Source organism: Nonomuraea sp. NPDC005501, from assembly GCF_040605905.1.
GTDB lineage: Bacteria > Actinomycetota > Actinomycetes > Streptosporangiales > Streptosporangiaceae > Nonomuraea.
This window is the reverse complement of sequence record NZ_JBEXDT010000104.1, coordinates 1-19,980: the sequence shown is the minus strand read 5'-3', so window position 1 is coordinate 19,980 and position 19,980 is coordinate 1. Positions and strand designations below refer to the sequence as shown.

The 19,980-nt window shown below is 72.6% G+C and carries 23 protein-coding genes; 10 read left to right on the top strand and 13 right to left on the bottom strand.

Features of this window, described 5'->3' with window-relative positions; translation table 11 throughout:
* Positions 1–3: 3 nt before the first annotated feature.
* From ABZS51_RS35720 to ABZS51_RS35710, 3 genes are all read right to left on the bottom strand, one after another.
* On the bottom strand, positions 4–867 hold the full coding sequence (locus ABZS51_RS35720; protein WP_355450692.1) for an alpha/beta hydrolase: 864 nt from the start codon (positions 865–867) through the stop codon (positions 4–6).
* Between the two features lie 172 nt (positions 868–1,039).
* Positions 1,040–1,687, bottom strand: coding sequence for a PadR family transcriptional regulator (locus tag ABZS51_RS35715; protein ID WP_310709809.1), 648 nt, complete (start codon positions 1,685–1,687; stop codon positions 1,040–1,042).
* Positions 1,688–1,906: 219 nt separating this feature from the next.
* Positions 1,907–2,170: a DUF3040 domain-containing protein gene (locus ABZS51_RS35710; RefSeq protein WP_310709810.1), complete on the bottom strand. Its 264-nt coding sequence runs from the start codon at positions 2,168–2,170 to the stop codon at positions 1,907–1,909.
* Positions 2,171–2,304: 134 nt separating this feature from the next.
* Between ABZS51_RS35710 and ABZS51_RS35705 the strand changes: the two genes are divergently transcribed.
* Positions 2,305–3,351: an Rv2578c family radical SAM protein gene (locus ABZS51_RS35705; protein ID WP_355450687.1), complete on the top strand. Its 1,047-nt coding sequence runs from the start codon at positions 2,305–2,307 to the stop codon at positions 3,349–3,351.
* 520 nt (positions 3,352–3,871) lie between these two features.
* Positions 3,872–5,371 carry a glycosyltransferase family 4 protein gene (locus ABZS51_RS35700; RefSeq protein WP_355450684.1) on the top strand — a complete coding sequence of 500 codons (1,500 nt, stop codon included), beginning with the start codon at positions 3,872–3,874 and terminating at the stop codon, positions 5,369–5,371.
* A gap of 145 nt (positions 5,372–5,516) precedes the next feature.
* Here the strand turns inward: ABZS51_RS35700 and ABZS51_RS35695 are convergent, their stop codons facing one another.
* Positions 5,517–5,903: a DoxX family protein gene (locus ABZS51_RS35695; protein WP_355450682.1), complete on the bottom strand. Its 387-nt coding sequence runs from the start codon at positions 5,901–5,903 to the stop codon at positions 5,517–5,519.
* On the bottom strand, positions 5,900–6,373 hold the full coding sequence (locus ABZS51_RS35690) for a MarR family transcriptional regulator (RefSeq protein WP_355450679.1): 474 nt from the start codon (positions 6,371–6,373) through the stop codon (positions 5,900–5,902). The genes ABZS51_RS35695 and ABZS51_RS35690 overlap by 4 nt, the downstream gene beginning before the upstream one ends.
* A 43-nt stretch (positions 6,374–6,416) precedes the next feature.
* Here ABZS51_RS35690 and ABZS51_RS35685 point away from each other — a divergent pair, with 43 nt between their 5' ends.
* Positions 6,417–6,692, top strand: coding sequence for a MarR family winged helix-turn-helix transcriptional regulator (locus tag ABZS51_RS35685; protein ID WP_355450676.1), 276 nt, complete (start codon positions 6,417–6,419; stop codon positions 6,690–6,692).
* 145 nt (positions 6,693–6,837) lie between these two features.
* On the top strand, positions 6,838–7,581 hold the full coding sequence (locus ABZS51_RS35680) for an HNH endonuclease family protein (protein ID WP_355450673.1): 744 nt from the start codon (positions 6,838–6,840) through the stop codon (positions 7,579–7,581).
* Between the two features lie 33 nt (positions 7,582–7,614).
* Here the strand turns inward: ABZS51_RS35680 and ABZS51_RS35675 are convergent, their stop codons facing one another.
* Positions 7,615–8,475 carry an SGNH/GDSL hydrolase family protein gene (locus ABZS51_RS35675; protein ID WP_355450670.1) on the bottom strand — a complete coding sequence of 287 codons (861 nt, stop codon included), beginning with the start codon at positions 8,473–8,475 and terminating at the stop codon, positions 7,615–7,617.
* Between the two features lie 240 nt (positions 8,476–8,715).
* Between ABZS51_RS35675 and ABZS51_RS35670 the strand changes: the two genes are divergently transcribed.
* Positions 8,716–9,945, top strand: coding sequence for an isochorismate synthase (locus tag ABZS51_RS35670; RefSeq protein ID WP_355450667.1), 1,230 nt, complete (start codon positions 8,716–8,718; stop codon positions 9,943–9,945).
* 16 nt (positions 9,946–9,961) lie between these two features.
* On the opposite strand, the gene ABZS51_RS35665 is transcribed toward ABZS51_RS35670, so the two are convergent.
* Both ABZS51_RS35665 and ABZS51_RS35660 read right to left on the bottom strand, forming a co-directional pair.
* Complete coding sequence (locus tag ABZS51_RS35665; protein ID WP_355450664.1) at positions 9,962–10,582, bottom strand: YigZ family protein; 621 nt, start codon at positions 10,580–10,582, stop codon at positions 9,962–9,964.
* A gap of 37 nt (positions 10,583–10,619) precedes the next feature.
* Positions 10,620–11,075, bottom strand: coding sequence for a MarR family transcriptional regulator (locus tag ABZS51_RS35660; RefSeq protein WP_355450661.1), 456 nt, complete (start codon positions 11,073–11,075; stop codon positions 10,620–10,622).
* A gap of 55 nt (positions 11,076–11,130) precedes the next feature.
* On the opposite strand from ABZS51_RS35660, the gene ABZS51_RS35655 reads away from it, so the two are divergent.
* The 3 genes from ABZS51_RS35655 (at position 11,131) to ABZS51_RS35645 (ending at position 13,386) form a co-directional block, all read left to right on the top strand.
* Positions 11,131–11,496: a VOC family protein gene (locus ABZS51_RS35655; RefSeq protein WP_310709821.1), complete on the top strand. Its 366-nt coding sequence runs from the start codon at positions 11,131–11,133 to the stop codon at positions 11,494–11,496.
* A gap of 89 nt (positions 11,497–11,585) precedes the next feature.
* Complete coding sequence (locus ABZS51_RS35650; RefSeq protein ID WP_355450658.1) at positions 11,586–12,704, top strand: epoxide hydrolase family protein; 1,119 nt, start codon at positions 11,586–11,588, stop codon at positions 12,702–12,704.
* Between the two features lie 103 nt (positions 12,705–12,807).
* Positions 12,808–13,386: a TetR/AcrR family transcriptional regulator gene (locus ABZS51_RS35645; protein ID WP_310709823.1), complete on the top strand. Its 579-nt coding sequence runs from the start codon at positions 12,808–12,810 to the stop codon at positions 13,384–13,386.
* A 12-nt stretch (positions 13,387–13,398) separates the two neighbouring features.
* On the opposite strand, the gene ABZS51_RS35640 is transcribed toward ABZS51_RS35645, so the two are convergent.
* From ABZS51_RS35640 to ABZS51_RS35630, 3 genes are read right to left on the bottom strand one after another with little or no spacing between them, the layout of a single operon-like run.
* Positions 13,399–14,154, bottom strand: a complete 756-nt coding sequence (locus tag ABZS51_RS35640; RefSeq protein ID WP_355450655.1) for an ATP-binding cassette domain-containing protein — start codon at positions 14,152–14,154, stop codon at positions 13,399–13,401.
* Complete coding sequence (locus tag ABZS51_RS35635) at positions 14,151–15,191, bottom strand: ABC transporter permease (RefSeq protein ID WP_355450652.1); 1,041 nt, start codon at positions 15,189–15,191, stop codon at positions 14,151–14,153. The genes ABZS51_RS35640 and ABZS51_RS35635 overlap by 4 nt, the downstream gene beginning before the upstream one ends.
* 19 nt (positions 15,192–15,210) lie before the next feature.
* Positions 15,211–16,191, bottom strand: a complete 981-nt coding sequence (locus ABZS51_RS35630) for a sugar ABC transporter substrate-binding protein (RefSeq protein ID WP_355450649.1) — start codon at positions 16,189–16,191, stop codon at positions 15,211–15,213.
* A 133-nt stretch (positions 16,192–16,324) separates the two neighbouring features.
* Here ABZS51_RS35630 and ABZS51_RS35625 point away from each other — a divergent pair, with 133 nt between their 5' ends.
* The gene (locus tag ABZS51_RS35625) at positions 16,325–16,957 is read left to right on the top strand and encodes a TetR/AcrR family transcriptional regulator (RefSeq protein WP_355450646.1); all 633 of its coding nucleotides are present in this window, start codon (positions 16,325–16,327) and stop codon (positions 16,955–16,957) included.
* Positions 16,958–17,048: 91 nt separating this feature from the next.
* On the opposite strand, the gene ABZS51_RS35620 is transcribed toward ABZS51_RS35625, so the two are convergent.
* Positions 17,049–17,966 carry an aldolase/citrate lyase family protein gene (locus ABZS51_RS35620; protein WP_355450643.1) on the bottom strand — a complete coding sequence of 306 codons (918 nt, stop codon included), beginning with the start codon at positions 17,964–17,966 and terminating at the stop codon, positions 17,049–17,051.
* Complete coding sequence (locus tag ABZS51_RS35615; RefSeq protein WP_355450640.1) at positions 17,963–19,150, bottom strand: CoA transferase; 1,188 nt, start codon at positions 19,148–19,150, stop codon at positions 17,963–17,965. Before ABZS51_RS35615 ends, ABZS51_RS35620 begins: the two co-directional genes overlap by 4 nt.
* Positions 19,151–19,242: 92 nt before the next feature.
* On the opposite strand from ABZS51_RS35615, the gene ABZS51_RS35610 reads away from it, so the two are divergent.
* Positions 19,243–19,884: a GntR family transcriptional regulator gene (locus ABZS51_RS35610; RefSeq protein ID WP_355450637.1), complete on the top strand. Its 642-nt coding sequence runs from the start codon at positions 19,243–19,245 to the stop codon at positions 19,882–19,884.
* Positions 19,885–19,980: the final 96 nt, after the last annotated feature.

The window sequence follows — 19,980 nt, the reverse complement described above, 5'->3', positions numbered from 1 at the left end:
GACTCAGGACAGGAAGCCGGCGATCTCGCGGGCGACGGCCTCCGGCTTCCCGCCCGCGGCGGCGTTGCCGGTGGCGTTGTGGTTCAGGCCGCGCAGGACGACCCGCCGGGCGTCGGGGAGCACGCCCTCCAGCGCGGTGAGGCTCTTCCTCAGGTAGGCCGGGCTCTTGGAGCCGCCCAGCAGCAACACCTCGGCCCGCAGCTCGCGTAGCCGGGGCAGCAGGCCGGCCGTCTCGGCGACCACCCGCGCGTCGTGGTTGATCGTGGGGGCCAGCTCGCGGAAGCCGGGCTCCTCCCCCGTGCCGTTGCGCTCCTGCCGCTCGACGAACGTGGTGGTGAGCCGTTCCGTCAGGCGGCGGGGCATGAGCCGGAACACCGGCGACCCCATGCGGGTGCCCAGCATGCCGGTGACGAGCGCGGCGCTGGTCCGCCCCTCGGCGATCTCCCGGTCGAAGCGCTCCAGCCACCCCGTGTCGTTGGACCCGTCGAGGTCCAGCGGCGGCTCGAACGCGACGACGCGGCGCACGTCGGGCCGGGACAGCGCGGTGAGCAGGGCGATGATCGCGCCCGAGCTGACCCCGGCCACGTCGCGTGCCCCGGTGGCGTCGAGCAGCGCGCAGACGTCCTCGACGTCCTGGCGCACGCGGTGGCCGGGACGCCGCGGGCCGCCGGCGCCGCGTCCGCGGCGGTCGGGCACGTAGAGGGTGTGGGAGCCGGCCAGGGCGCGGGCCAGCTCGATGTTGCTCGGCCCGGTCTGCATGGCTCCGTGCAGCAGCACCAGCCCGGGCCCGTCACCGAGCCGGCGGTAGGCGACGGCGGTGCCGTCCGCGGAGGTCACGTGCTCGACGACGGTCTTCAAGTTGCGCATGGTCGTTCCCCATCCGTGGTGTGGGCGTGCAGGTCCACGCGGGGAGGCCCGGATATGCTTGCGAGTGCCATCTCGTGGCCGGGATCCGCCCGCGCGGGTTTCGGTTCGAGGTTCCGAGGGCTCCGGCGGCGGTGTTCCCGCACCTCCTCCGGGGCCCTCCTCCATGTCCGGGTCAGTCCGTGACGGCCCCCCTCTCAGCCAGGCCGGCCATGTCCTGGGGGATGTGGCCCGAGCCGTGGAAGGCCCGCCACTCCGCCAGCCGGGGGAACGTGCCCGCGGCCAGCTCCTCCAGCAGCGACCTGGTCCAGGCGGCCTCGGCCTCGCGCATCGCCAGGGCGTACTCCGACTCCAGGACGAACAGCCGCGGCAGGTCACCCGCGTCGCGCTCCAGCGCCTCCCGCTGGGCGGCGACGAGCCGCTCCAGGGCGTCGAGCCGCCGGCGCAGCAGGGCGGTCACCTCCTCGGGCGCGAGCCCGCCCATGACCGACAGCCCCGCCTCGAACCTGCGCGGCGCCTCCTCCGGGTCGGACAGCAGCTCGCGCGTCCAGTCGGCCAGCTCGGCGCGGCCCTCGGCGGTGATCTCGTAGACGGTGCGTTCGGGCCGGCCGCCCTGCCGGTCGCTGCCCGCCTCCCGCAGCAGGCCGTGCCGGGCCAGGTTGTGCACGACGGTGTAGAGGGACCCCCACTTGATCGCCATGTCCTGGTCCTTGCCGCGGGCCCGCAGAACGGAGGCCATCTCGTAGGCGTGCATCGGGCGCTGTGCCACGACGGACAGCACGGCGAGGGCCAGCAGGCTCCCCACCTTCCGCCGCTTCGCCATCTCGCGCGCCTCCACTCGGTAGCTCGTGTACGAACACTCGTCTACGAGTATACGTGCGCGAGCATCCCATGGCCAGTGCGAGTCCGGACGTCGACCCCAAGGGGAGACCTGCGGTGAGACGGGGGTGCTCGGCGCCCTAGGTCCGCGCCTGATCACCCAACAAAGGCTCAAAAATCCGCCCAAGACGGCTACACACGGGCCGAGATGGGGAAATGCGGATCAGAAGGACGTGGCGCTTCCGTGCTGGAGGACCATGACCAGCAGGGTCGCCACGAGCGTGGCGATGAGCACCCAGCTGATCAGGATGATCACCGTCGAGCGGCGCGGCCTCGGCCGGAGCCGGCCCTGGCCGGCGGCCTTGGCCTCGTTGCGTCGGACCCGCTCGTTGAACGACTCCAGTCGCGCCACGAGACGGGGATCGTCGTCGACGAGGTGCCGTTCGATCTGTGCCAGCAATCGCTCCTCGTCCTGCGACCAGGCCATGGGTGCACCTCCGGAACGCAAGCTCTGTGCGGGTGTTCTGCCCAACCCTGAAGATCATTAGCCCCCGCCCTGTCAGGTAATTGCCGCCTCTTTCCATTTGCGATCATCATCGAACTTCTGTTCCAATCAAGGACATGCGCTGGGACAATCTCCGCCTGACGGGTACCGATGCGGATGATCCGGTCGTGCCGCTGTTCGCCCGCGGCGCGGTGACGCGCACGTTCGACACCCCCGAGTTCCGGGGGATGACGTTCTACGAGATCCACGCCCGCTCGATCATCAACCGGGTGCCCGCCGCCAGCCGCGTCCCGTTCGAGTTCACGATCAACCCCTACCGGGGGTGCGGCCACCGCTGCGTCTACTGCTTCGCCCGCAACACCCACCGCTATCTCGACCTCGACGCCGGGGCGGACTTCGACTCCAAGGTCATTGTTAAGGTCAACGCCGCCGAGCTGGCCCGCAGGGAGCTGGCCGCCCCGGGCTGGCGCGGGCAGCACGTCGCCATGGGCACCAACGTCGACTGCTACCAGCGCGCCGAGGGCCGTTACCGGCTCATGCCGGGCATCCTGGAGGCGCTGCGCGACGCCGCCAACCCGTTCTCGATCCTCACCAAGGGCACGCTGATCCTGCGCGACCTCGACCTGCTCGCCGAGGCGGCCGAGGTCACCGACGTCAGCGCCAACGTCTCGGTCGGCTTCCTCGACGCCGATGCCTGGCGCTCCGCCGAGCCCGGCACCCCCGACCCGCGCCGGCGCCTGGAGGTGTGCGCGACGCTCAACGAGCGCGGCATCGACTGCGGGGTGCTGATGGCGCCGATCCTGCCCTACCTCACCGACTCCCCCGCCCAGCTCGACCGCACGGTCAAGGAGATCGCCGAGGCGGGCGCGACGCACATCGCGCCGATCGTGCTGCACCTGCGGCCGGGGGCGCGCGAGTGGTGGCTGACGTGGCTGTCCCGCGAGCACCCGCGCCTCGTGCCGCGCTACCTGGAGCTGTACGGCAGGGGCGCCTACGCGCCGCAGGCGTACCAGCGGCGGATCACGGAGCAGGTCAGGCGGCTGGCCGAGCACCACGGGGTCGGCGCGACCACCTCCGGGCGGACCCGCCGCGTCCGCCCGCCGCGCTCCGCGGCCACACCGCCCGCCAAGCCTCCGGCGGCCGAACAACTGCCTCTGCTGTGACACTTTGCGGCGTTTGGGGCAGCCCTGACCGGACTCGCCCGGGATGCAATGTCGGGTTCGAGTGCTAAACGGGTATTAAGCGGCTTAGTGTGCCATTCGGGCACCATAGCCACTCGGGGGAAACGATGGCAGAGGCCAAGAAGAAACCGGCGACCAAGTCCGGCAAGTCCAAGAAGGAAGCGATCAAGACCAGCAGGCAGGTCAAGGACGCCAAGAAGGACAGCCGCAAGCCGGACGAGGCGTAGCCGGTGAGTTGACGGGCAGCCGCGGTCCTGGCCCGGCTGCCCGGCCCCCGCGCACTCTCCGTCCCGGACTGCTCACGGGCACGTGGCGCGGGATCTCGGCTGCATCACCGGTGCAACCTTAATGGCATTTGAGGCGTCTAATGATCATAGGTGGGGATAGTGCCACGGGGATGAATGGTGCACTCCGCCGAAGCGAGACAATAGGCCGGTGGTGAGAGTGGCTCACCGCCGGCCACGTGTGTTGTGACACTCTCGAGCCAAGGGGGATCCCGCAGGTGCGCGCACTGGCACGCAAGGGCAGGTCGGCGATGGTCCGGCTGTACAAGGGCTACAACCGGCGCAAGGTGCGCAAGGCACCGCCCCCTTCCCTTCATCAGGTACGGATCCTGCTGCTGCACGCCAACGGCATGGGCGGGACGATCAGAACCGTGTTCAACCTGGCCAGCTACCTGGCTCGTGAGCACGACGTGGAGATCGTCTCCATCCTGAAGGAAGCCGAGCAGCCGTTCTTCCCCATCGACCCGCGGGTGAAGTTCCGCTTCCTGGACGACCGGCTGAACCCCAGCCCGGATCCCATGCGGGCGATGCTGTCGAAGATGCCGAGCCGGCTGATCCCCAAGGAGGAGACCGCCTACCACCGGTTCAACCTGTGGACCGACCTCAAGCTGGCCCGCTACATCCGCTCGCTCGACACCGGCGTGCTCATGGCGACCCGGCCCGGCCTCAACCTGGCGATGGCCCAGCTCGCCCTGCCCAGCGTCATCACGGTCGGCCAGGAGCACGTGGCCCTGCGCACGCAGGTGGAGCCGATGCAGGAGCTCATCAAGTGGCGCTACCGCCGCTTCGACGCGCTCACCACGCTGACCAAGGCCGACCTGCGCGACTATCGCGCCACGCTGCCCAAGAAGCCCAAGCGCCTGGTGCGGATCCCCAACGCGGTGCCGCCCATGGAGGGCGGCCTGTCCAAGCTGGACGCCAAGGTCGTCGTGGCCGTCGGCCGGATGACCCGGCTCAAGGGCTTCCACCGGCTGATCACCGCCTGGGAGCAGGTCGCGCAGGCGCACCCCGACTGGCAGCTGCGCATCTTCGGCGCCGGTCCGCAGGAGGACAACCTGCGCACCCAGATCGCCGAGGCCGGTCTGGAGGGCAAGGTCGTGCTGCCCGGCCCGACGTCCGATGTGGGCGCGGAGCTGGAGAAGGCGTCGATCTTCGTGCTGAGCTCGCGCCACGAGGGCTTCCCGATGACGATCCTGGAGGCCATGGCCAAGGGGCTGGCGATCGTCAGCTTCAACAGCCCGCACGGGCCCAAGGAGATGATCACCGACGAGGTCGACGGGCTGCTCGTCAAGCCGCGGACCAACGCCAACCTCGCGACGTCGATCATGCGGGTGATCGAGGACGAGGACCTGCGCCGCCGGCTGGCCGCCGGTGCGCTGGAGACGGCCCGCACGTACGACATCGACGCCGTCGGCGCGCAGTGGGACGCCCTGCTGGAGGAGTTGCTGGCCCGCCGCAACGGCACCTGGGTCAAGCCGGAACCCGCGGCCGCCGCCACCACGGAGACCCCGGACGGCGCCCACGACGAGCCCCACGGCTCCTCGCAGGACGACCCCCAGGACGAGGACGATCCGCAGGGCGCGGACGAGGTGGGCGACGAGGACGACGACGAGGCCGCCCGTGAGGCCGGCGCCGGGCGCGACCGGGAGGAGCCGGGCCGGATGGCGTACGACCTGCGCGGCCCGGCCGTGAACCAGGCCCCCGCCTCCTCCGCGTAACCGCGCCTCACGACCTCTCGCGGCCGGCATCGCCGGCCGGACGACACATCGCGGCCCGCAGCCATCCTGCGGGCCGCAGGCATCCTGCGAGCCGAACCGCTGAGACGCCGCCCGATCGGCCCGGGTCAGCCTCCGGCGATCGGCCTCATCGCCGGACGATCCGCCGGTACACCTCGACCGTGCCGCGGTGCCGCCCCCAGGCGACGAGGGCCGCCATGACGAGCACGTTCAGCGCCGGGACCACGCTTCCGCGCATCACAGTGAGCTCGGCGACGACGGCGCCGCACATCATCAGCACCAGGCCCCACGCCGCCGGACCCGCCAGCCGGGGGATCAGCACGGCGAGCGCCCCGGCGAGCTCCAGTACGACGACCAGGTACAGGAACCAGGCGCCGAGCCCCAGCTTGGCGAACCCGGCCACGAACTCCCCGGTCCCGAGGAGCTTCTGCACGGCGCTGTTGACCAGCATCGCCGCCAGCAGGACCTGGATGATCCACAGAGCGATGTTCCGGAAGGTACGGGCGGCCGTCACGTGTCGGCCCTGCCCGAGAGGGCGGCGCGCTCCAGGTTGCCGGCCATGTGCTGGAGGACGCCGACGGTCTCGCGGTACTCCTCCTCGGTCAGGCCGGCGAGGAACGTGGCGCGGATGCCGTCCGCCTTCTGCCGCACCGCGGCATGTCCGGCCCGGCCGTCCGCCGTGAGTGTGTGGCGGCCCGCGTCGTCCTGGGAGAGCCAGCCGCGGCGGGCGAGCTCGCCCGTGACGTCTTCCTGGGTGATCGCGCCGGGTGCCCAGAAGGGCCGCAACGCCTCAGCCAGCTCGTCCGTGGTCCGCGGGGACCGGTGCAGCACGTTCATGACCTGCCAGTGCCTCCGGGTGAGCCGCTCCTCGGCGAAGACGCGCCCGGCGGCGCCCTCGATGAGCTGGTCGAGGTGCTTCAGCCAGAAACCGATGGGCCGTTCGATCGCCGCACCAGGGGGCGGCGCCGAGATCCTGGACGTCATCGAGGAAGCCGAGGAAGGGGGCGACGCCGCGACCGTCAGCAGCGTGGCCGCCGCCCTGAACATCGACCAGCCGCGCGCCAGCAAGCTCGTCGCCGCGGCCGTGACGGCCGGTCTGGTACGGCGCGAGGCGGACCAGGCCGACGGCCGCCGCGCCCTGCTCGTCCGCACCCCGGCCGGGCGGCGCGTGTCCGCGCGGATCCACGCCTTCCGGCAGGAGGTGTACGCCGAGGCCATGCGCGACTGGCCGGCCGCCGACCGCGCCGAGTTCGCCCGGCTCCTGGCCGGCTTCGTGGAATCCCTGGGCGCGATCACCCGCTGAGGCGTCGTCACGCGGGCGGGCCGCGCAAGTCACACCTTCCTGCCCGGCCCGATGTCCATGCCTTACCGTGTCAAAGTCGGCCATGCCGGGAATCTCTCTAGAGATCTGTGCCCAACACCCTGACACCCCCACTTCGGAGGCGTGCTTGAGCACGAAGGACACGGTCGCGCTCATCGCGGGAGGCGTCCTCGTGGTCTCCCTGTTCGGGACCGCGAAGAGCACCCGGGCCACCGGCGTCAACAACGTCGACACGGTCAGCATGGGCACCAGCCCGCTCACCAACGCCGGCGGCACCCGCCCTGGCCTGGCCCCCGTCACCTCCGGCACCGACCGGGCCGCCGCCCGCAAGCTCATCTCCCGCCTGCGCGTCAAGGGCCGCGGCCCCGCCACGGGGTACGCGCGCACCCGGTACGGCGACAACTGGGCCGACACCGCCTCCGGCGTCCCGTACGCGGGCAACGGGTGCCGGACCCGTGACGACCTGCTGACCCGCGACGGCCAGGACGTCCGCTACCGCAAGGGCTCGCGCTGCGAGGTGGTCGCCATGCGCCTGACCGACCCGTACACGGGCCGGTCCATCGAGTGGCGCAAGTCCCGCGCCGACGAGGTGCAGGTGGACCACGTGGTCCCGCTCGCCTACGCCTGGCGGATGGCCGCCACCCGCTGGCCGATGTCCAAGCGCCTGAACTTCGCCAACGACCCGCTCAACCTGCTGCCCGTGGACGGCGCCGCCAACGAGCAGAAGGACGCCTCCGGCCCGGCGAGCTGGCTGCCGCCGCGGCGCCGCATCCGCTGCGCGTACGTGACCCGGTTCGCCCAGGTCGCGCTCAAGTACGGCGTGCCGGTCACCCCGGCCGACAAGCAGGCCATGATCGCCCAGTGCCGCTGACGGCCGCAGGCCCCCGGCGGGCCGTCCGGGCTCCTACCGGCCGTCCAGCCATGCGAAGCCGTGGCCGAACGTCGTCTCGGCCAGCGCCCGCTGCCCGGCGACGTTCGGATGGAAGAAATCCCACTTGCTGATGTGGTCGAGCGTGAAGCGGAACCGGAACACCGCCCCCTCGTCCGTCCGGCAGGCGTCCCCCAGCGCGGCGCACGCCTCGGCCGCCTGCTGGTTGTAGGCGATCACCCGGTCCCGCACCCGTTCGCGCCGCTGGACGTCGGCCCGCTTGACCGACGAGGGGCGGGCCAGCATGGACTGGCAGATCCGCCCGCCCGTCCAGAACGTGCGGGCGAGCACGTTGATCCTGCCGACGTGCCACAGCCGCCGCAGGTCCGGGATGCTGGCCACGAACACCCGGACGCCGGGCACCCCGTCACGCAGCGCCGCCAGTGCCGCGTCCAGCCGCTGCCGGTACACCTCCACCGGCGTCATCTCCCGCTCGGTGCCCACGCACGCGTCCTGGGCGCCGATGAGGATCGTCACGTAGCCGGGTTTGAGGTCGATCGCCTGGCGTACCTGGCTCATCAGGCCGGCGCTGGTCGCGCCGGGCACGGCGAGGTTGCGGTTGTGCCCGCGAAGGTCGCCGTCGAGCCGCAGCAGCCGCAGGTAGTGGCTGGCGACGTCGGCGTTGTCGCCGGCCGACCAGGAGCGGGAGGTGCACGAGACGTACCAGCCGCAGGCGTTGAACCCCGCGGAGATCGAGTCGCCGAGAGCCACCATCGACGTCGGCACCGGGACGCCGGTGTCGGCCCGCACGGCGACTTGCGCCGCGGCCTGCACGGCGGCCTGCGCGGTACCGGAGCCGGACAGGAGAACCAGGGCGGCGAGCAGGCGAGGGATCATGGCCCTCAAGGTAGGGACCCGATCGTGGACCGGCCACGACCGGCGGGGAAGGGCGGCCATTTCACCGCCGACTGCATATCGCGGCTTGACTGTCGCCCCGGAGCCCGGCGGGCTCAGGGGTCCAGCCGGCTAGGACCCCATATTGGCGAATGTCGAGGTTTTTCTTGGATCCATGACCGTTACCACCCATTCCAGGGGGTCACAGTCGAACGTGTTCAGTTCCCGCATAGAGTGTCTTGGGTGAGTGTCGCGCTCGGAACCACCCGCCCGCTACCGGTTCGCACCACCTCCGTGGGCGACCCCGGTGACCTGCTGGCTTCCCTGCCGAGGACCGCGCCGTTCGCGTGGATCCGTCATGGCGAGGGGCTCGTCGGCTGGGGGGAGGCCGCTCGCGTCACCGTGCCGCCGGGGCCGCGCCGCTTCGCGTGGGCCCGCCAGTGGCTGGCCGACGTGCTGGGCGACGCCCGCATCGAGGACGCCGTCAAGACGCCCGGCTCCGGGCCCGTCGCCTTCGGCACCTTCACCTTCGACGAGGACGTGCCCGGCTCCACCCTGATCGTGCCCCGGACCATCCTGGCCCGCCGTGACGGCCGCGCCTGGCTCACCACCGTCGGCGAGCCGGGCCTGCAGCCGTTCACCCCGGTCCGCACGCCGGGCCGCATCCGCTACAGCGACGGCAGCCTGACCGCGCCCGAGTGGGAGGCCGTCGTGGCGCGGGCCGCCCGCCGCATCCGCGCCGGCGAGCTGGAGAAGGTGGTGCTCGCCCGCGACCTGCTGGCCACGGCCGAACGCCCCATCGACATCCGGCTGCTGCTGGACCGGCTCAGCCGCCGCTACCCGGAGTGCTACACCTTCTCCGTCGCGGGCCTCGTCGGCGCGACGCCCGAGCTGCTGGTCCGCCGTACCGGCAAGCACATCGAGTCGCTCGTCCTGGCCGGCACGACGCCGCGCGGCACCAGCGCCGCCGACGACCTCGCCCGCGGCACGGCCCTGTTCGCCTCGGAGAAGGACCGCCACGAGCACGAGTGTGCCATCGCGTCCGTCCGGCAGACGCTCGCGCCGCTGTGCTCCTCGCTGCACACGCCGGACGAGCCGGAGCTGCTCGTCCTGCCTAACGTCCAGCACCTGGCCAGCCACGTCACCGGGCGGCTGGCCGACGGGGCGTCCGTGCTGGACGTCGTCGCGGCCATGCACCCGACCGCCGCCGTCGGCGGCACGCCGACGGACACGGCGATCGAGGTGATCCGCGAGCTGGAGGGCATGGACCGCGCCGGGTACGCCGGTCCGGTGGGCTGGATCGACGCCCACGGCGACGGCGAGTGGGGCATCGCCCTGCGCTCGGCCGTCGTGGACGGGAACCGCGCCCGGCTGTTCGCGGGGGGCGGCATCATGGGCAACTCGGACCCCAGCTCGGAGCTGGCCGAGGCCCAGGCCAAGTTCCGCGTCATGCAGTACGCCCTGGAGGGCTGAGCCCCCGGCCGGGGCGTCAGCCCGGGACGTGCATGCCCTCGCCGGTCTGCACGCGGGCCCGCCCCGCCGTGAGCGTCGCCAGCCACGCCGTGAACGCCGGCACCTCGTCCTCCCCCACCGCCACCGCGAACTCGACCGTCGAGCCGTAGGCGACGTCCCGCACGGCGTACCGTGAGGCGCGCAGGCCGTTCTCGACGCGGCCCGCCTGGTCGTGCGCCACCGACACGCGCACCAGCCGGGCCGGCACCATGCGGACGGCCTCCGCCCGGTCCAGCGTCTCCGTCACCGCCGACCCGTACGCCCGGACCAGGCCGCCGGCACCCAGCAGGACACCGCCGAAGTAGCGGGTGACCACCGCCACCACGTCGCTGAACCCCCGGCCGACCAGGGCCTGCACCATGGGCGTGCCGGCCGTGCCGCCCGGCTCGCCGTCGTCGTCGCCCTTCTGCAGGCGCTGCCCGATCACGTACGCGGTGCAGTTGTGCGTCGCTCCCGCATGGGCCCTGCGGCGCCCGGCGATGAACTCCTGCGCCTCCTCCACCCCGCTCACCGGCGCCATCGCGCACACGAACCGGGACCGCCGCGCCTCCGTCTCGTGCTCGACGCCGGTTTTCAGGGTGAGGTACGAAGAGGACACCTCACCACGCTACCGCCTTTACAACGTAGATCAACGCTTAGCCGGCGGGCGGCTCGGACTCCCCCAGGGCGGCGGCCATGCCGGTCAGGGCGTCCACCAGCAGATCGGTACGGGCCGGGTCCAGGTCGCGAACCATGAGCCGCTCGACGTCGAGGACGTCCGCGCGGGCCGCGAGCAGCCGGGCGCCGCCGGTCTCGGTCAGCGTGGCCGGCAGCGCCCGGCCGTGCGGCGCGGCCTCGGGGCGCTCCACCAGGCCGGCGTCCTGAAGGTTGCGCAGGACCACGTTCATCGACTGCCGCGTGACGAACGCCCCCCGCGCCAGCTCGGCGTTCGACAGCCCCGGCCGCTGGTCGAGGAGCTCCAGGCAGGCGTACTGGGGCGTGGTGAGCCCGTGGCGCCGCAGGGCGGCGTCCATGGCCGCGCGCAGGGCGGCGTGCGCGCGCTTGAGCTGGTATCCGATGCTCCGGTCGAGATCCAGGCCGACTTGCTTCATGTCAGCATTCTGACATACAGTCCTGTTGTCAAAGTCCTGACATAGGAGGCACATCATGACCGTCACCGGAGTCGACTTCGTGGCGCTGCAGGTTCGCGACGTCGAGGCGTCCGCCGCGTTCTACGAGAAGCACCTCGGCCTGGAGCGGGACCCCGCGGGCCCGCCGCACGCGGTGGTGTTCGCCACGCGGCCGATCCCGTTCGCCGTGCGTGAGCCGCTGCCGGGCGTGGACCTGGACGCGGCGCCGCGTCCGGGCCTGGGTGTGGCGCTGTGGCTGAAGGCGGACGACGCGCAGGCGCTGCGCGACGAGCTGGCGGCGGCGGGCGTGCCCATCGTGGCCGAGCCGGTGGACGGGCCGTTCGGGCGGACGTTCTCCTTCGCCGACCCCGACGGTTACGTCATCACCGTCCACGATCGCTGACCGCGCCGGAGATCCGGCCGGGGCGAGCGTTTGCGTCCATCGAACCGTATGGTGTACGGTACAGCGTACCGAGACGATGGAGGCATGGCTTGACCCCGAACGACATCCGCCCCTTCCGCTTCGAGCCCGCCCGCGCCGACCTCGACGACCTGTGGGGGCGGCTCGACCGGGTGCGCTGGCCGGACGAGGTCCCGGGGACGGGCTGGGAGCACGGTGTCCCGCTCGCCCACCTGAAGGACCTGGTCCGGCACTGGCGCACCGGCTACGACTGGGACGGCGCGCTGGCCGAGCTCGACGCGCACGACCAGTTCGTCACCGAGATCGACGGCCAGGGCGTCCACTTCCTGCACGTCCGCTCCGGGCGCGAGGACGCGCTGCCGCTGCTGATCACGCACGGCTGGCCCAGCTCCCCGGTGGAGTACCTCGACGTGATCGAGCCGCTCAGCCGCGACTTCCACCTGGTCATCCCGTCCCTGCCCGGCTACGGGCTGTCCGGTCCCACCCGCGAGCTGGGCTGGGGCTCCACCCGGATCGCGAAGGCGTGGCTGGAGCTGATGACGCGGCTCGGCTACGAGCGGTTCGGCGTGCAGGGCGGCGACTGGGGCACCTGGATCTCCCGCGAGATCGGCGTGCTCGCCCCCGACCGGGTGGTGGGCATGCACGGCAACGGGATCATCTGCTTCCCGATCGGAGCGCCGGGCGAACTGGACGGGCTGACCGAGGTGGAGCAGGAGCGCATGGCCTTCCGCGAGCGCTACCTGACCGACCAGTACGCCTACAAGCTCATCCAGTCGGCCCGGCCGCAGACGTTCGCGTACGGCATGGCCGACTCCCCCGTGGCGCTGCTGGCGTGGTTCGCCGGCGTCTACCACGAGTGGAGCGACGAGGAGGTCCCGGCCGACCGCCTGCTCACCACGGTCATGCTCTACTGGCTGACCAACACGGCCGGGTCGGCGGCCCGCTCCTTCGTGGAGACGCCGGACACCGACCAGGACACCAGCGTCGAGTGGGAGCTCAAGCCGGCGACTGTGCCCACGTCGATCTCGGTGTTCCCGAAGGACGTCCTGCGGCCGATCCGCCGCTTCGCCGAGCGCGACAACGCCATCGTGGGCTGGGTGGAGCACGAGCGCGGCGGCACGTTCGCGGCACTGGAGCAGCCGGAGGTCTTCGCCGAGGACGTCCGCGCCTTCTTCGCCTCCCTCCGCTGACCGGCGCGGCGGGCGGGCAGGGACGGGCGGGAAGGCATCGGGACACGGTCCGCGCCTTGACAGCCCTTACAGTCGGAGCGGCATCGCGCTTACTCTGGTGGTCATGTCCGTGACCCCTCTGCGGGGAGGTCCCGCACGTGAGGCCGAGCTGCTCGGCGCCGCCCTCGATGTGTTACGCGAGACGGGCTACGACCGGCTGAGCGTCGACGTGGTCGCGGCCAGGGCCCGGGCGAGCAGGCAGACCGTCTACCGGCGGTGGCCGTCGAAGGCGGAGCTCGTGGTGGCGGCGTTCGTCAACGCCGCCTCTCCCCTGCCCGAGGCGCCCGACACGGGGAGCCTGCGGGGGGACCTGCTGGCGCTGATGGAGTTCCTCGTCGCCGAGCTGGAGCCGCTCGGCGACGTCGTCGCGGGCCTGGTGGGCGAGATCCGGCACAACACCGAGCTGGCGGCCGCGGTGGACCGGCACTACGTGGCGGGCCGCAGGCGGCTGGCGATGCGGGTGTTCGAGCGGGCGTGGGAGAGAGGGGAGCTGGCGGCCGCCGCCGACACCGAGCTGCTGTGGCAGCTCGGGCCGGCGACCCTGTTCTTCCGCGGCCTGATCACCGGCGAGCCGGTGGACGGCGACCTGGCCCGCCGCCTCGTCGACCACGTCATCCTGCCGCTGGCCCGCTCCCGCGGGTGAGGCTCGCGCGGTTCACTCCCGCCGCAGCTCGTGCGCCAGCTCCTCCAGCTCCGCTCCCCCGGCCATCAACGCCGTAAGCTCCTCCCGGGTGATGTCGGCCTTGCCGTACTCGCCGAGGCTCGTCCCGCGGTTGAGCAGCAGGAACCGGTCACCGACGGGGTAGGCGTGGTGCGGGTTGTGGGTGATGAACACCACCCCGAGCCCCCGGTCGCGGGCCCGGGCGACGTACCGGAGCACGACGCCCGCCTGTTTGACGCCCAGCGCGGAGGTCGGCTCGTCGAGGATGAGGACCCGGGCGCCGAAGTGGACGGCCCGCGCGATCGCCACCGACTGCCGCTCGCCGCCCGACAGCGTGCCGACCGGCTGGTCCACGTCCCGGATGTCGATGCCCATGGCCCGCAGCTCCTCCCGGGCGACCCTGCGGGCCCTCGCCACGTCGAAGGCGATGCCCTTGCGCGGCTCGGAGCCGAGGAAGAAGTTCCGCCACACCGACATCAGCGGGATCATGGCGAGGTCCTGGTAGACGGTGGCGATGCCGCGGTCGAGCGCCTCGCGCGGGCTTCCCAGCCGCACCTCCGCGCCGTCCACGAGGTACGTCCCGGCGTCGTGCTGGTGCACCCCCGACAGGATCTTGATGAGGGTGGACTTGCCGGCGCCGTTGTCGCCCAGCACGCAGGTGACCTCGCCCGCCGCCACCCCCATCGACACGTCGCGCAGGGCCAGCACCGAGCCGAACGTCTTGCCGATGCCGCGCGTCTCGATGATCAATGCTTCACCTCCTCGGCGTACCGCCTGACCAGGCGGTTGGCGAGCGTGGCCAGCAGCAGCATGGCGCCCAGGAAGAACTTGAACCAGTCGGCGTCCCAGCCCAGGAACACGATGCCCTTGTCGGCCATCCCGAAGATCACCGCGCCGATGGAGGCGCCGATCGCGGAGCCGTACCCGCCCGTGAGCAGGCAGCCGCCGATCACCGCGGCGATGATGTAGATGAACTCCTGCCCGATGCCGATGTTGGCCTGCACGGACGTGTAGCGCAGCGCGAGGATCGAGCCGACCAGCCAGGCGGCGAACGCGGTCGTCATGAACAGCGCGATCTTCGTGCGCGCGGCCGGCACGCCCACGGCCCGCGCCGCCTGCTCGTCGCCGCCGACCGCGAAGATCCAGTTGCCCGCCCGGGAGCGCATGAGCACCCAGGTGGCGAGGGCGGTGACCAGCAGCCACCACAGGATCGCCACGCGGAACGGGGTGCCGCCGATCTCGACGGTGCCCGCCAGGACCGTGCGCGCCCCTTCGTAGCCGGCCGCCCGGCGCAGCCCGCTGACCTGGACGGTGCCGGTGAGCGCCTTGGTGACGCCGAGGTTGACGCCCTGGAGCATGAGGAACGTGCCGAGGGTGACGATGAAGCTGGGCAGCCGGGTCCTGGTGACGATCATCCCGTTGGCGAACCCGACGGCCAGCGCCACGGCGAGGCTCACGAGCATCGCCGTCCACACGTCCAGGCCGTAGCGGGTGGCGAGCGTGACGAGGATCAGGCCGGTCGTGCCGGTGAGGACGCCGGCCGACAGGTCGAACTCGCCGCCGATCATCAGCAGCGCGATGGCCACGGCCATGATGCCGAGCGTGGCGGCCGGGTCCAGCCAGTTGGCGACGCCCTCGGGCGAGCGGAACACCGCCGACTGCGCGGCGAAGAACGCGAACACCACGACCATCCCGACGACCGCGCCGAGCTCGGGGCGGATGAGCAGCCGCCGCAGCAGGCCGGCGCCGGCGACCCGCTCGTCGGCGCCGCCGGCCACCGCGGTCATGACCGCTCTCCGGCACGGGTCATCGGGTGCCCGCCTCGGCGAGCTTGGCCACCCGCTCGGCGTTGTCCTTGGTGACGAAGCCGGGGCCGGTGTTGACCGGCAGGCCGCCGCCGACGGTGTTGAGGTTCCGGTCGTACAGGGTGAGGAAGGTGATGGGCAGCCAGCCCTGGAGGTACTGCTGCTGGTCCACCGCGAACAGGATCTCGCCGTCCTTGATGGCCGTCACCACGTCGCCCGACAGGTCGAACGTGGCGAGCCTGGCCGTCGAGCCGGAGTCCTTCACGGCGTCGCGCGCGGCGATCGCGACGGCCGGGTTGAGCGCGAGGACGCCGTTCACCTGCTTGTCGGACTGGAGCTTGGCGGTGACCTTGGAGGTGACGTCGGCGAGGTTGCCCACGTCCACCTGCAGCCGCTCCACCGTGCCGCCGAGTCCCTGCTCGGCGCCCTTGCACCGCTGGTCGAGCCCGACGTTGCCGGCCTCGTGGACGACGCACAGCAGCTTGGTGACGCCCGCCGCCTTGAGCTGCTCGCCGGCGCCGCGCCCCGCCACGTCCTCGGACTGGCCGACGTGGGTGATCGCGCCGAACGCCTTGGAGGAGTCGGCCCCCGAGTTGATCGTCACGACGGGGATCCCGGCGGCGACGGCGCGGCCGACGGCCTCCTTCAGCGCGTCGGGGTTGGCCATGGAGACCACCAGGCCGTTGACCTTCTGCGAGACGGCCTGGTCGATGAGCTGGGACTGCTTGCCGGGGTCGCCGTCGCCCTGGTACGTCACCGTGACGCCGTACTGCTTGCCGGCCGCCTCGGCCCCGTTCTTGACCACGTCCCAGAATGCGTCGCCCGCACCGCCGTGGGTGACGACGGCGAACGTGGCGCCGCCGGCCGCGGGTGGCGCGGAGCCGGAGGCGGGAGCACTCTCCGTGCCGGCCCCGCCGGAGGAGGAGCAGGCGCCGAGCGTCAAAGCGCAGAGCAGGGCCAGCACGACACGGGTTCGTCTCACCGGGACACCTCCATGACCATCGGGCTCGCCCCGGTTGTACATCAATATCAACTCTTTGTATAGACATACGGACCAATGCGCGCGGATCGGCGGCATACTAGAACGGAAGTTTCCGTTCCAATATGCTGGAGGCATGACGACCACACCCATGAGCGGGCGCAAGGCGCAGGCGGCGCGCAACGACGAGCTGATCCTGGAGGCGGCGCGGGCCGTGTTCACCTCCGACCCCGGGGCGCCCATCTCGGCGGTGGCCGAGCGGGCCGGCGTCGGGATCAGCGCACTCTACCGTCGCTACCCCGGCAAGGAGGACCTGCTGCGCAAACTGTGCCTGGACGGGCTGAACCTCTACAGCGCGGTGTCGGAACGGGCCCTCGACGACCAGGGGGACCCGTGGGAGGCGTTCGCCGGCTACATGCGCGGCACCGTGGACGCCGACAGCAGCTCGCTGACCATCAAGCTGGCCGGCACCTTCCAGCCCACGCCGGAGCTGGGCGCTGCGGCGGCCCGCGCCTCGGACCTGGCGGCCCGGGTCCACGCGCGCGCCGTGGAGGCGGGGGTGCTGCGTCCGGACGTCACGACGGCGGACATCGCGCTGCTGTTCGAGCAGGTGGCGTCGGTGAAGCTGGGCGATCAGGAGCGCACCCGGCAACTGCGGCACCGCTATCTGGCGCTGCTGCTCGACGCCCTGCGCGTGCCCGCCTCCCACGACGCCCTGCCGGGCCCCGCCCCGGAGGACGCGGAGCTCTCCACCCGCTGGATCCCCTGACCCGCCGCCTCAGGGCGCGCGGCGACGGGTCAGGCGGGGGGCCGGGCATCCGGTGACGGGTCAGGCGGGTGGCCGGGCATCCGGTGACGGGTCAGGCGGGTGGCCGGGCGTCCGGGGACGTGGTGGCCGGCCGGTCGTGCGGGCCGTCCGGGACCGGTGGGGCGAGGCGGCGGGCGAGGGCCAGGGTGCGGCGGGCGCGGGCGACGATCGGGGCGTCCACGAAGCGGCCGTCCGGCAGCGCGACCGCCCCCAGCCCCTCCCGCTCCGCCAGCTCGGCCGCCTCGGCGATCTCCGCGGCCCGCGCGGTCTCCTCCGCCGTGGGCGTGAAGGCGCGCCGGATCGCCGGGATCTGGCGCGGGTGGATGGCCGCCCGCCCGAACATCCCGATCCCCCGCCCCGCGGCGCACGACGCCAGCAGCCCCTCCTCGTCTCGTACGTCCGGATAGACCGACATGGGCACGGGCGGCAGCCCTGCCGCGGCGGCGGCCAGCACCACCTGGAGCCGGAGCTGGTCGAGGGCGGTCGCGGCCGTGACGGACAGCTCGGCGGCCAGGTCCTGCTCGCCCAGGGCCACACCGGCGACCCGCGGATGGGCGGCGATCGCCGGAGCGGCCAGAATCGCGGCGGCCGACTCCAGCACCGCGTACGCCGGGACCGCGAGGCCGTCGAGCGCGTCCAGTACCCCGGCGGAGTCCACCTTGGGCAGCCGGACGCCGCCGAGCCCCGGCAGGCCGGCGAGCGCGGCCAGGTCGTCCAGCCCCCTCGCGGTCGTCACGTCGTTGACCCGGACATGGACGGCCACCGCGCCGGCGTCCCCGGCGGCGCGCTCGCGCAGGTAGGCGGCGGCGTTGGCGCGGGCCTCGTCCTTGCGGGCGGGGACGACCGCGTCCTCCAGGTCGATGATCACCACGTCCGCCCCCGACGCGGCGGCCTTGGCGAACCTCTCCGGCCGGTCCCCCGGCACGTACAGCCAGGAGACGGCGGGCAGCCGGGACGACGGCGACGTCATGCGATCACGCCCTTGCCGCGCAGGCCCGCGATCTCCTCCGCCCCGTAGTCCAGCTCCCCCAGCACCTCGTCCGTGTCGCGCCCCAGCGACCGGCCCGGCCAGCGCACCTCGCCGGGCGTGTCCGACAGCCGGAACAGCACGTTCTGCATCGTCACCGTCCCCAGCTCCTCGTCGGGCAGCTCGACGAACGTCCCCAGCGCCGCGTACTGCGGGTCCTCGGCGATGTCCCGGACGTCGTAGATCGGCGCGATCGCCGCCTGCGCCTCCTCGAAGCGGGCGATGACCTCGTCGGCGTCGCGGGCGGCGATCCAGCCGGCGACGGCCTCGTCCAGCTCGTCCACGTGCGCCACCCGGCCGCTGCCGCTGGAGAACCACGGCTGCGCCACCAGGTCGGCCCGGCCGACGAGCGTGACGACGCGCTCGGCGACCGCCTGCGCGCTGGTGGACACGGCCAGCCAGCGGCCGTCGCGGGTGCGGTAGGTGTTGCGGGGCGCGTTGCTGCTGGAGCGGTTGCCGGTGCGGCGCGGTACCGCGCCGAGCGCCCGGTAGGCGGTCATCTGCGGGCCCAGCAGGCCCAGGATCGGCTCGATGATCGCCATGTCCACCACCTGCCCGCGCCCGGTGCGCTCGCGGGCGTGCAGCGCCACCATGATCGCGTACGACATCGCGAGGCCCGCGATGCCGTCGGCCAGCGCGAGCGGCGGGAGCGTGGGCGGCCCGTCCGGCTCGCCGGTCATGGCCGCGAACCCGCTCATCGCCTCGGCCAGCGTCCCGAACCCGGGTTGCCCGGCCATCGGCCCGCTCTGCCCGAAGCCGGTCATGCGGGCGACGATCAGCCGGGGATTGAGCTCCAGCAGGTCCTTCGGGTCGAGCCCCCAGCGCTCCAGCGTCCCGGGCCGGAAGTTCTCGATGAGCACGTCGGAGCGCGCCACGAGGCGGCGCAGGATCTCCTGCCCCTCGGGCTGCGACAGGTCCACCGCGGCGGCGCGCTTGTTGCGCGACAGGGATTTCCACCACAGCCCGACGCCGTCCACCGAGGCGCCGTGCCCGCGCGACGGGTCGCCGCGGCGCGGGTGCTCGATCTTGATCACGTCGGCGCCGAAGTCGCCCAGCATCATCGCGGCGGAGGGGCCCGCGAACAGCGTCGCGGCGTCGATGACCCGCAGGTCGGCGAGGCTCGTCATGTCTTATAACGTATAAGAAATACCTTTTCGGTCAACCCGGGCCCGTCGTGGGGGAGACTGAAGCCATGCCGACCCCTGAGCCGCGTCCCCCCATGAGCAAGGCGGACTACGTCTACGGCGTGCTGGCCGAGGAGATCCGCTCCGCCCGCATCCCGGGCGGGACGGCGCTGCGCGCGGCGGCGATCGCGCGCCGTCTCGGGGTGTCGGTGACGCCGGTCCGCGAGGCGCTGCGCCGGCTGGAGAAGGACCGGCTGATCAGCTACGAGGCGCATCACGGCGCCACGGTGGTGGACCTGGGCGACGACGCGCTGGAGGAGTTCTACGGCCTGCGCGCGGTGGTCGAGGGTCTGGGCGCCCGGCTGGCCGCCACCCGCGTCACGCCGGAGGAGCTGGAGTGGCTGCGCGAGCTGCACGCCGCGATGGCGCGCGACGCCGCCGAGGGACGGCTGAACCGCCTCGGCGAGCAGAGCAGGCACTTCCACCTGCGCATCGCCGACATCGGCGGCCCCGCCTTCCTGGGCCAGCACGCGCGGGCGGTGCACGACAGCTTCCCGGTGCCCCCCGCGGCCTCGCTGTGGCTGGACCCGGCCCAGGTGCCGGGCCAGCTGGAGGCGCACGAGGGCATCCTGGCGGCCCTGGAGCGGGGCGACGGCGCCGCGGCCGAGCAGCTCATGATCGAGCACGTACGGCGGGCCGGCGAGCACCGCCGGGACCACGAGCCCCCGGACGGCTGACCGGACCGAGGGGGAGGTCACGGATGTGCTGGGGCGCAGGGGCCAGGCGGTCGTCCACCGCTTGGGGGCAGGGGAGGAGCGGCTGGTGGTGGACAC

Coding starts and splice junctions, on each gene's coding strand:
- ABZS51_RS35690 (WP_355450679.1), bottom strand. CDS start 6,373: ATGACGTCCAGGATCTCGGCGCCGCCCCCTGGTGCGGCGATCGAACGG.
- ABZS51_RS35705 (WP_355450687.1), top strand. CDS start 2,305: ATGCGCTGGGACAATCTCCGCCTGACGGGTACCGATGCGGATGATCCG.
- ABZS51_RS35710 (WP_310709810.1), bottom strand. CDS start 2,170: ATGGCCTGGTCGCAGGACGAGGAGCGATTGCTGGCACAGATCGAACGG.
- ABZS51_RS35715 (WP_310709809.1), bottom strand. CDS start 1,687: ATGGCGAAGCGGCGGAAGGTGGGGAGCCTGCTGGCCCTCGCCGTGCTG.
- ABZS51_RS35660 (WP_355450661.1), bottom strand. CDS start 11,075: ATGAAGCAAGTCGGCCTGGATCTCGACCGGAGCATCGGATACCAGCTC.
- ABZS51_RS35645 (WP_310709823.1), top strand. CDS start 12,808: ATGTCCGTGACCCCTCTGCGGGGAGGTCCCGCACGTGAGGCCGAGCTG.
- ABZS51_RS35655 (WP_310709821.1), top strand. CDS start 11,131: ATGACCGTCACCGGAGTCGACTTCGTGGCGCTGCAGGTTCGCGACGTC.
- ABZS51_RS35615 (WP_355450640.1), bottom strand. CDS start 19,150: ATGACGAGCCTCGCCGACCTGCGGGTCATCGACGCCGCGACGCTGTTC.
- ABZS51_RS35620 (WP_355450643.1), bottom strand. CDS start 17,966: ATGACGTCGCCGTCGTCCCGGCTGCCCGCCGTCTCCTGGCTGTACGTG.
- ABZS51_RS35675 (WP_355450670.1), bottom strand. CDS start 8,475: ATGATCCCTCGCCTGCTCGCCGCCCTGGTTCTCCTGTCCGGCTCCGGT.
- ABZS51_RS35720 (WP_355450692.1), bottom strand. CDS start 867: ATGCGCAACTTGAAGACCGTCGTCGAGCACGTGACCTCCGCGGACGGC.
- ABZS51_RS35610 (WP_355450637.1), top strand. CDS start 19,243: ATGAGCAAGGCGGACTACGTCTACGGCGTGCTGGCCGAGGAGATCCGC.
- ABZS51_RS35635 (WP_355450652.1), bottom strand. CDS start 15,191: ATGACCGCGGTGGCCGGCGGCGCCGACGAGCGGGTCGCCGGCGCCGGC.
- ABZS51_RS35625 (WP_355450646.1), top strand. CDS start 16,325: ATGACGACCACACCCATGAGCGGGCGCAAGGCGCAGGCGGCGCGCAAC.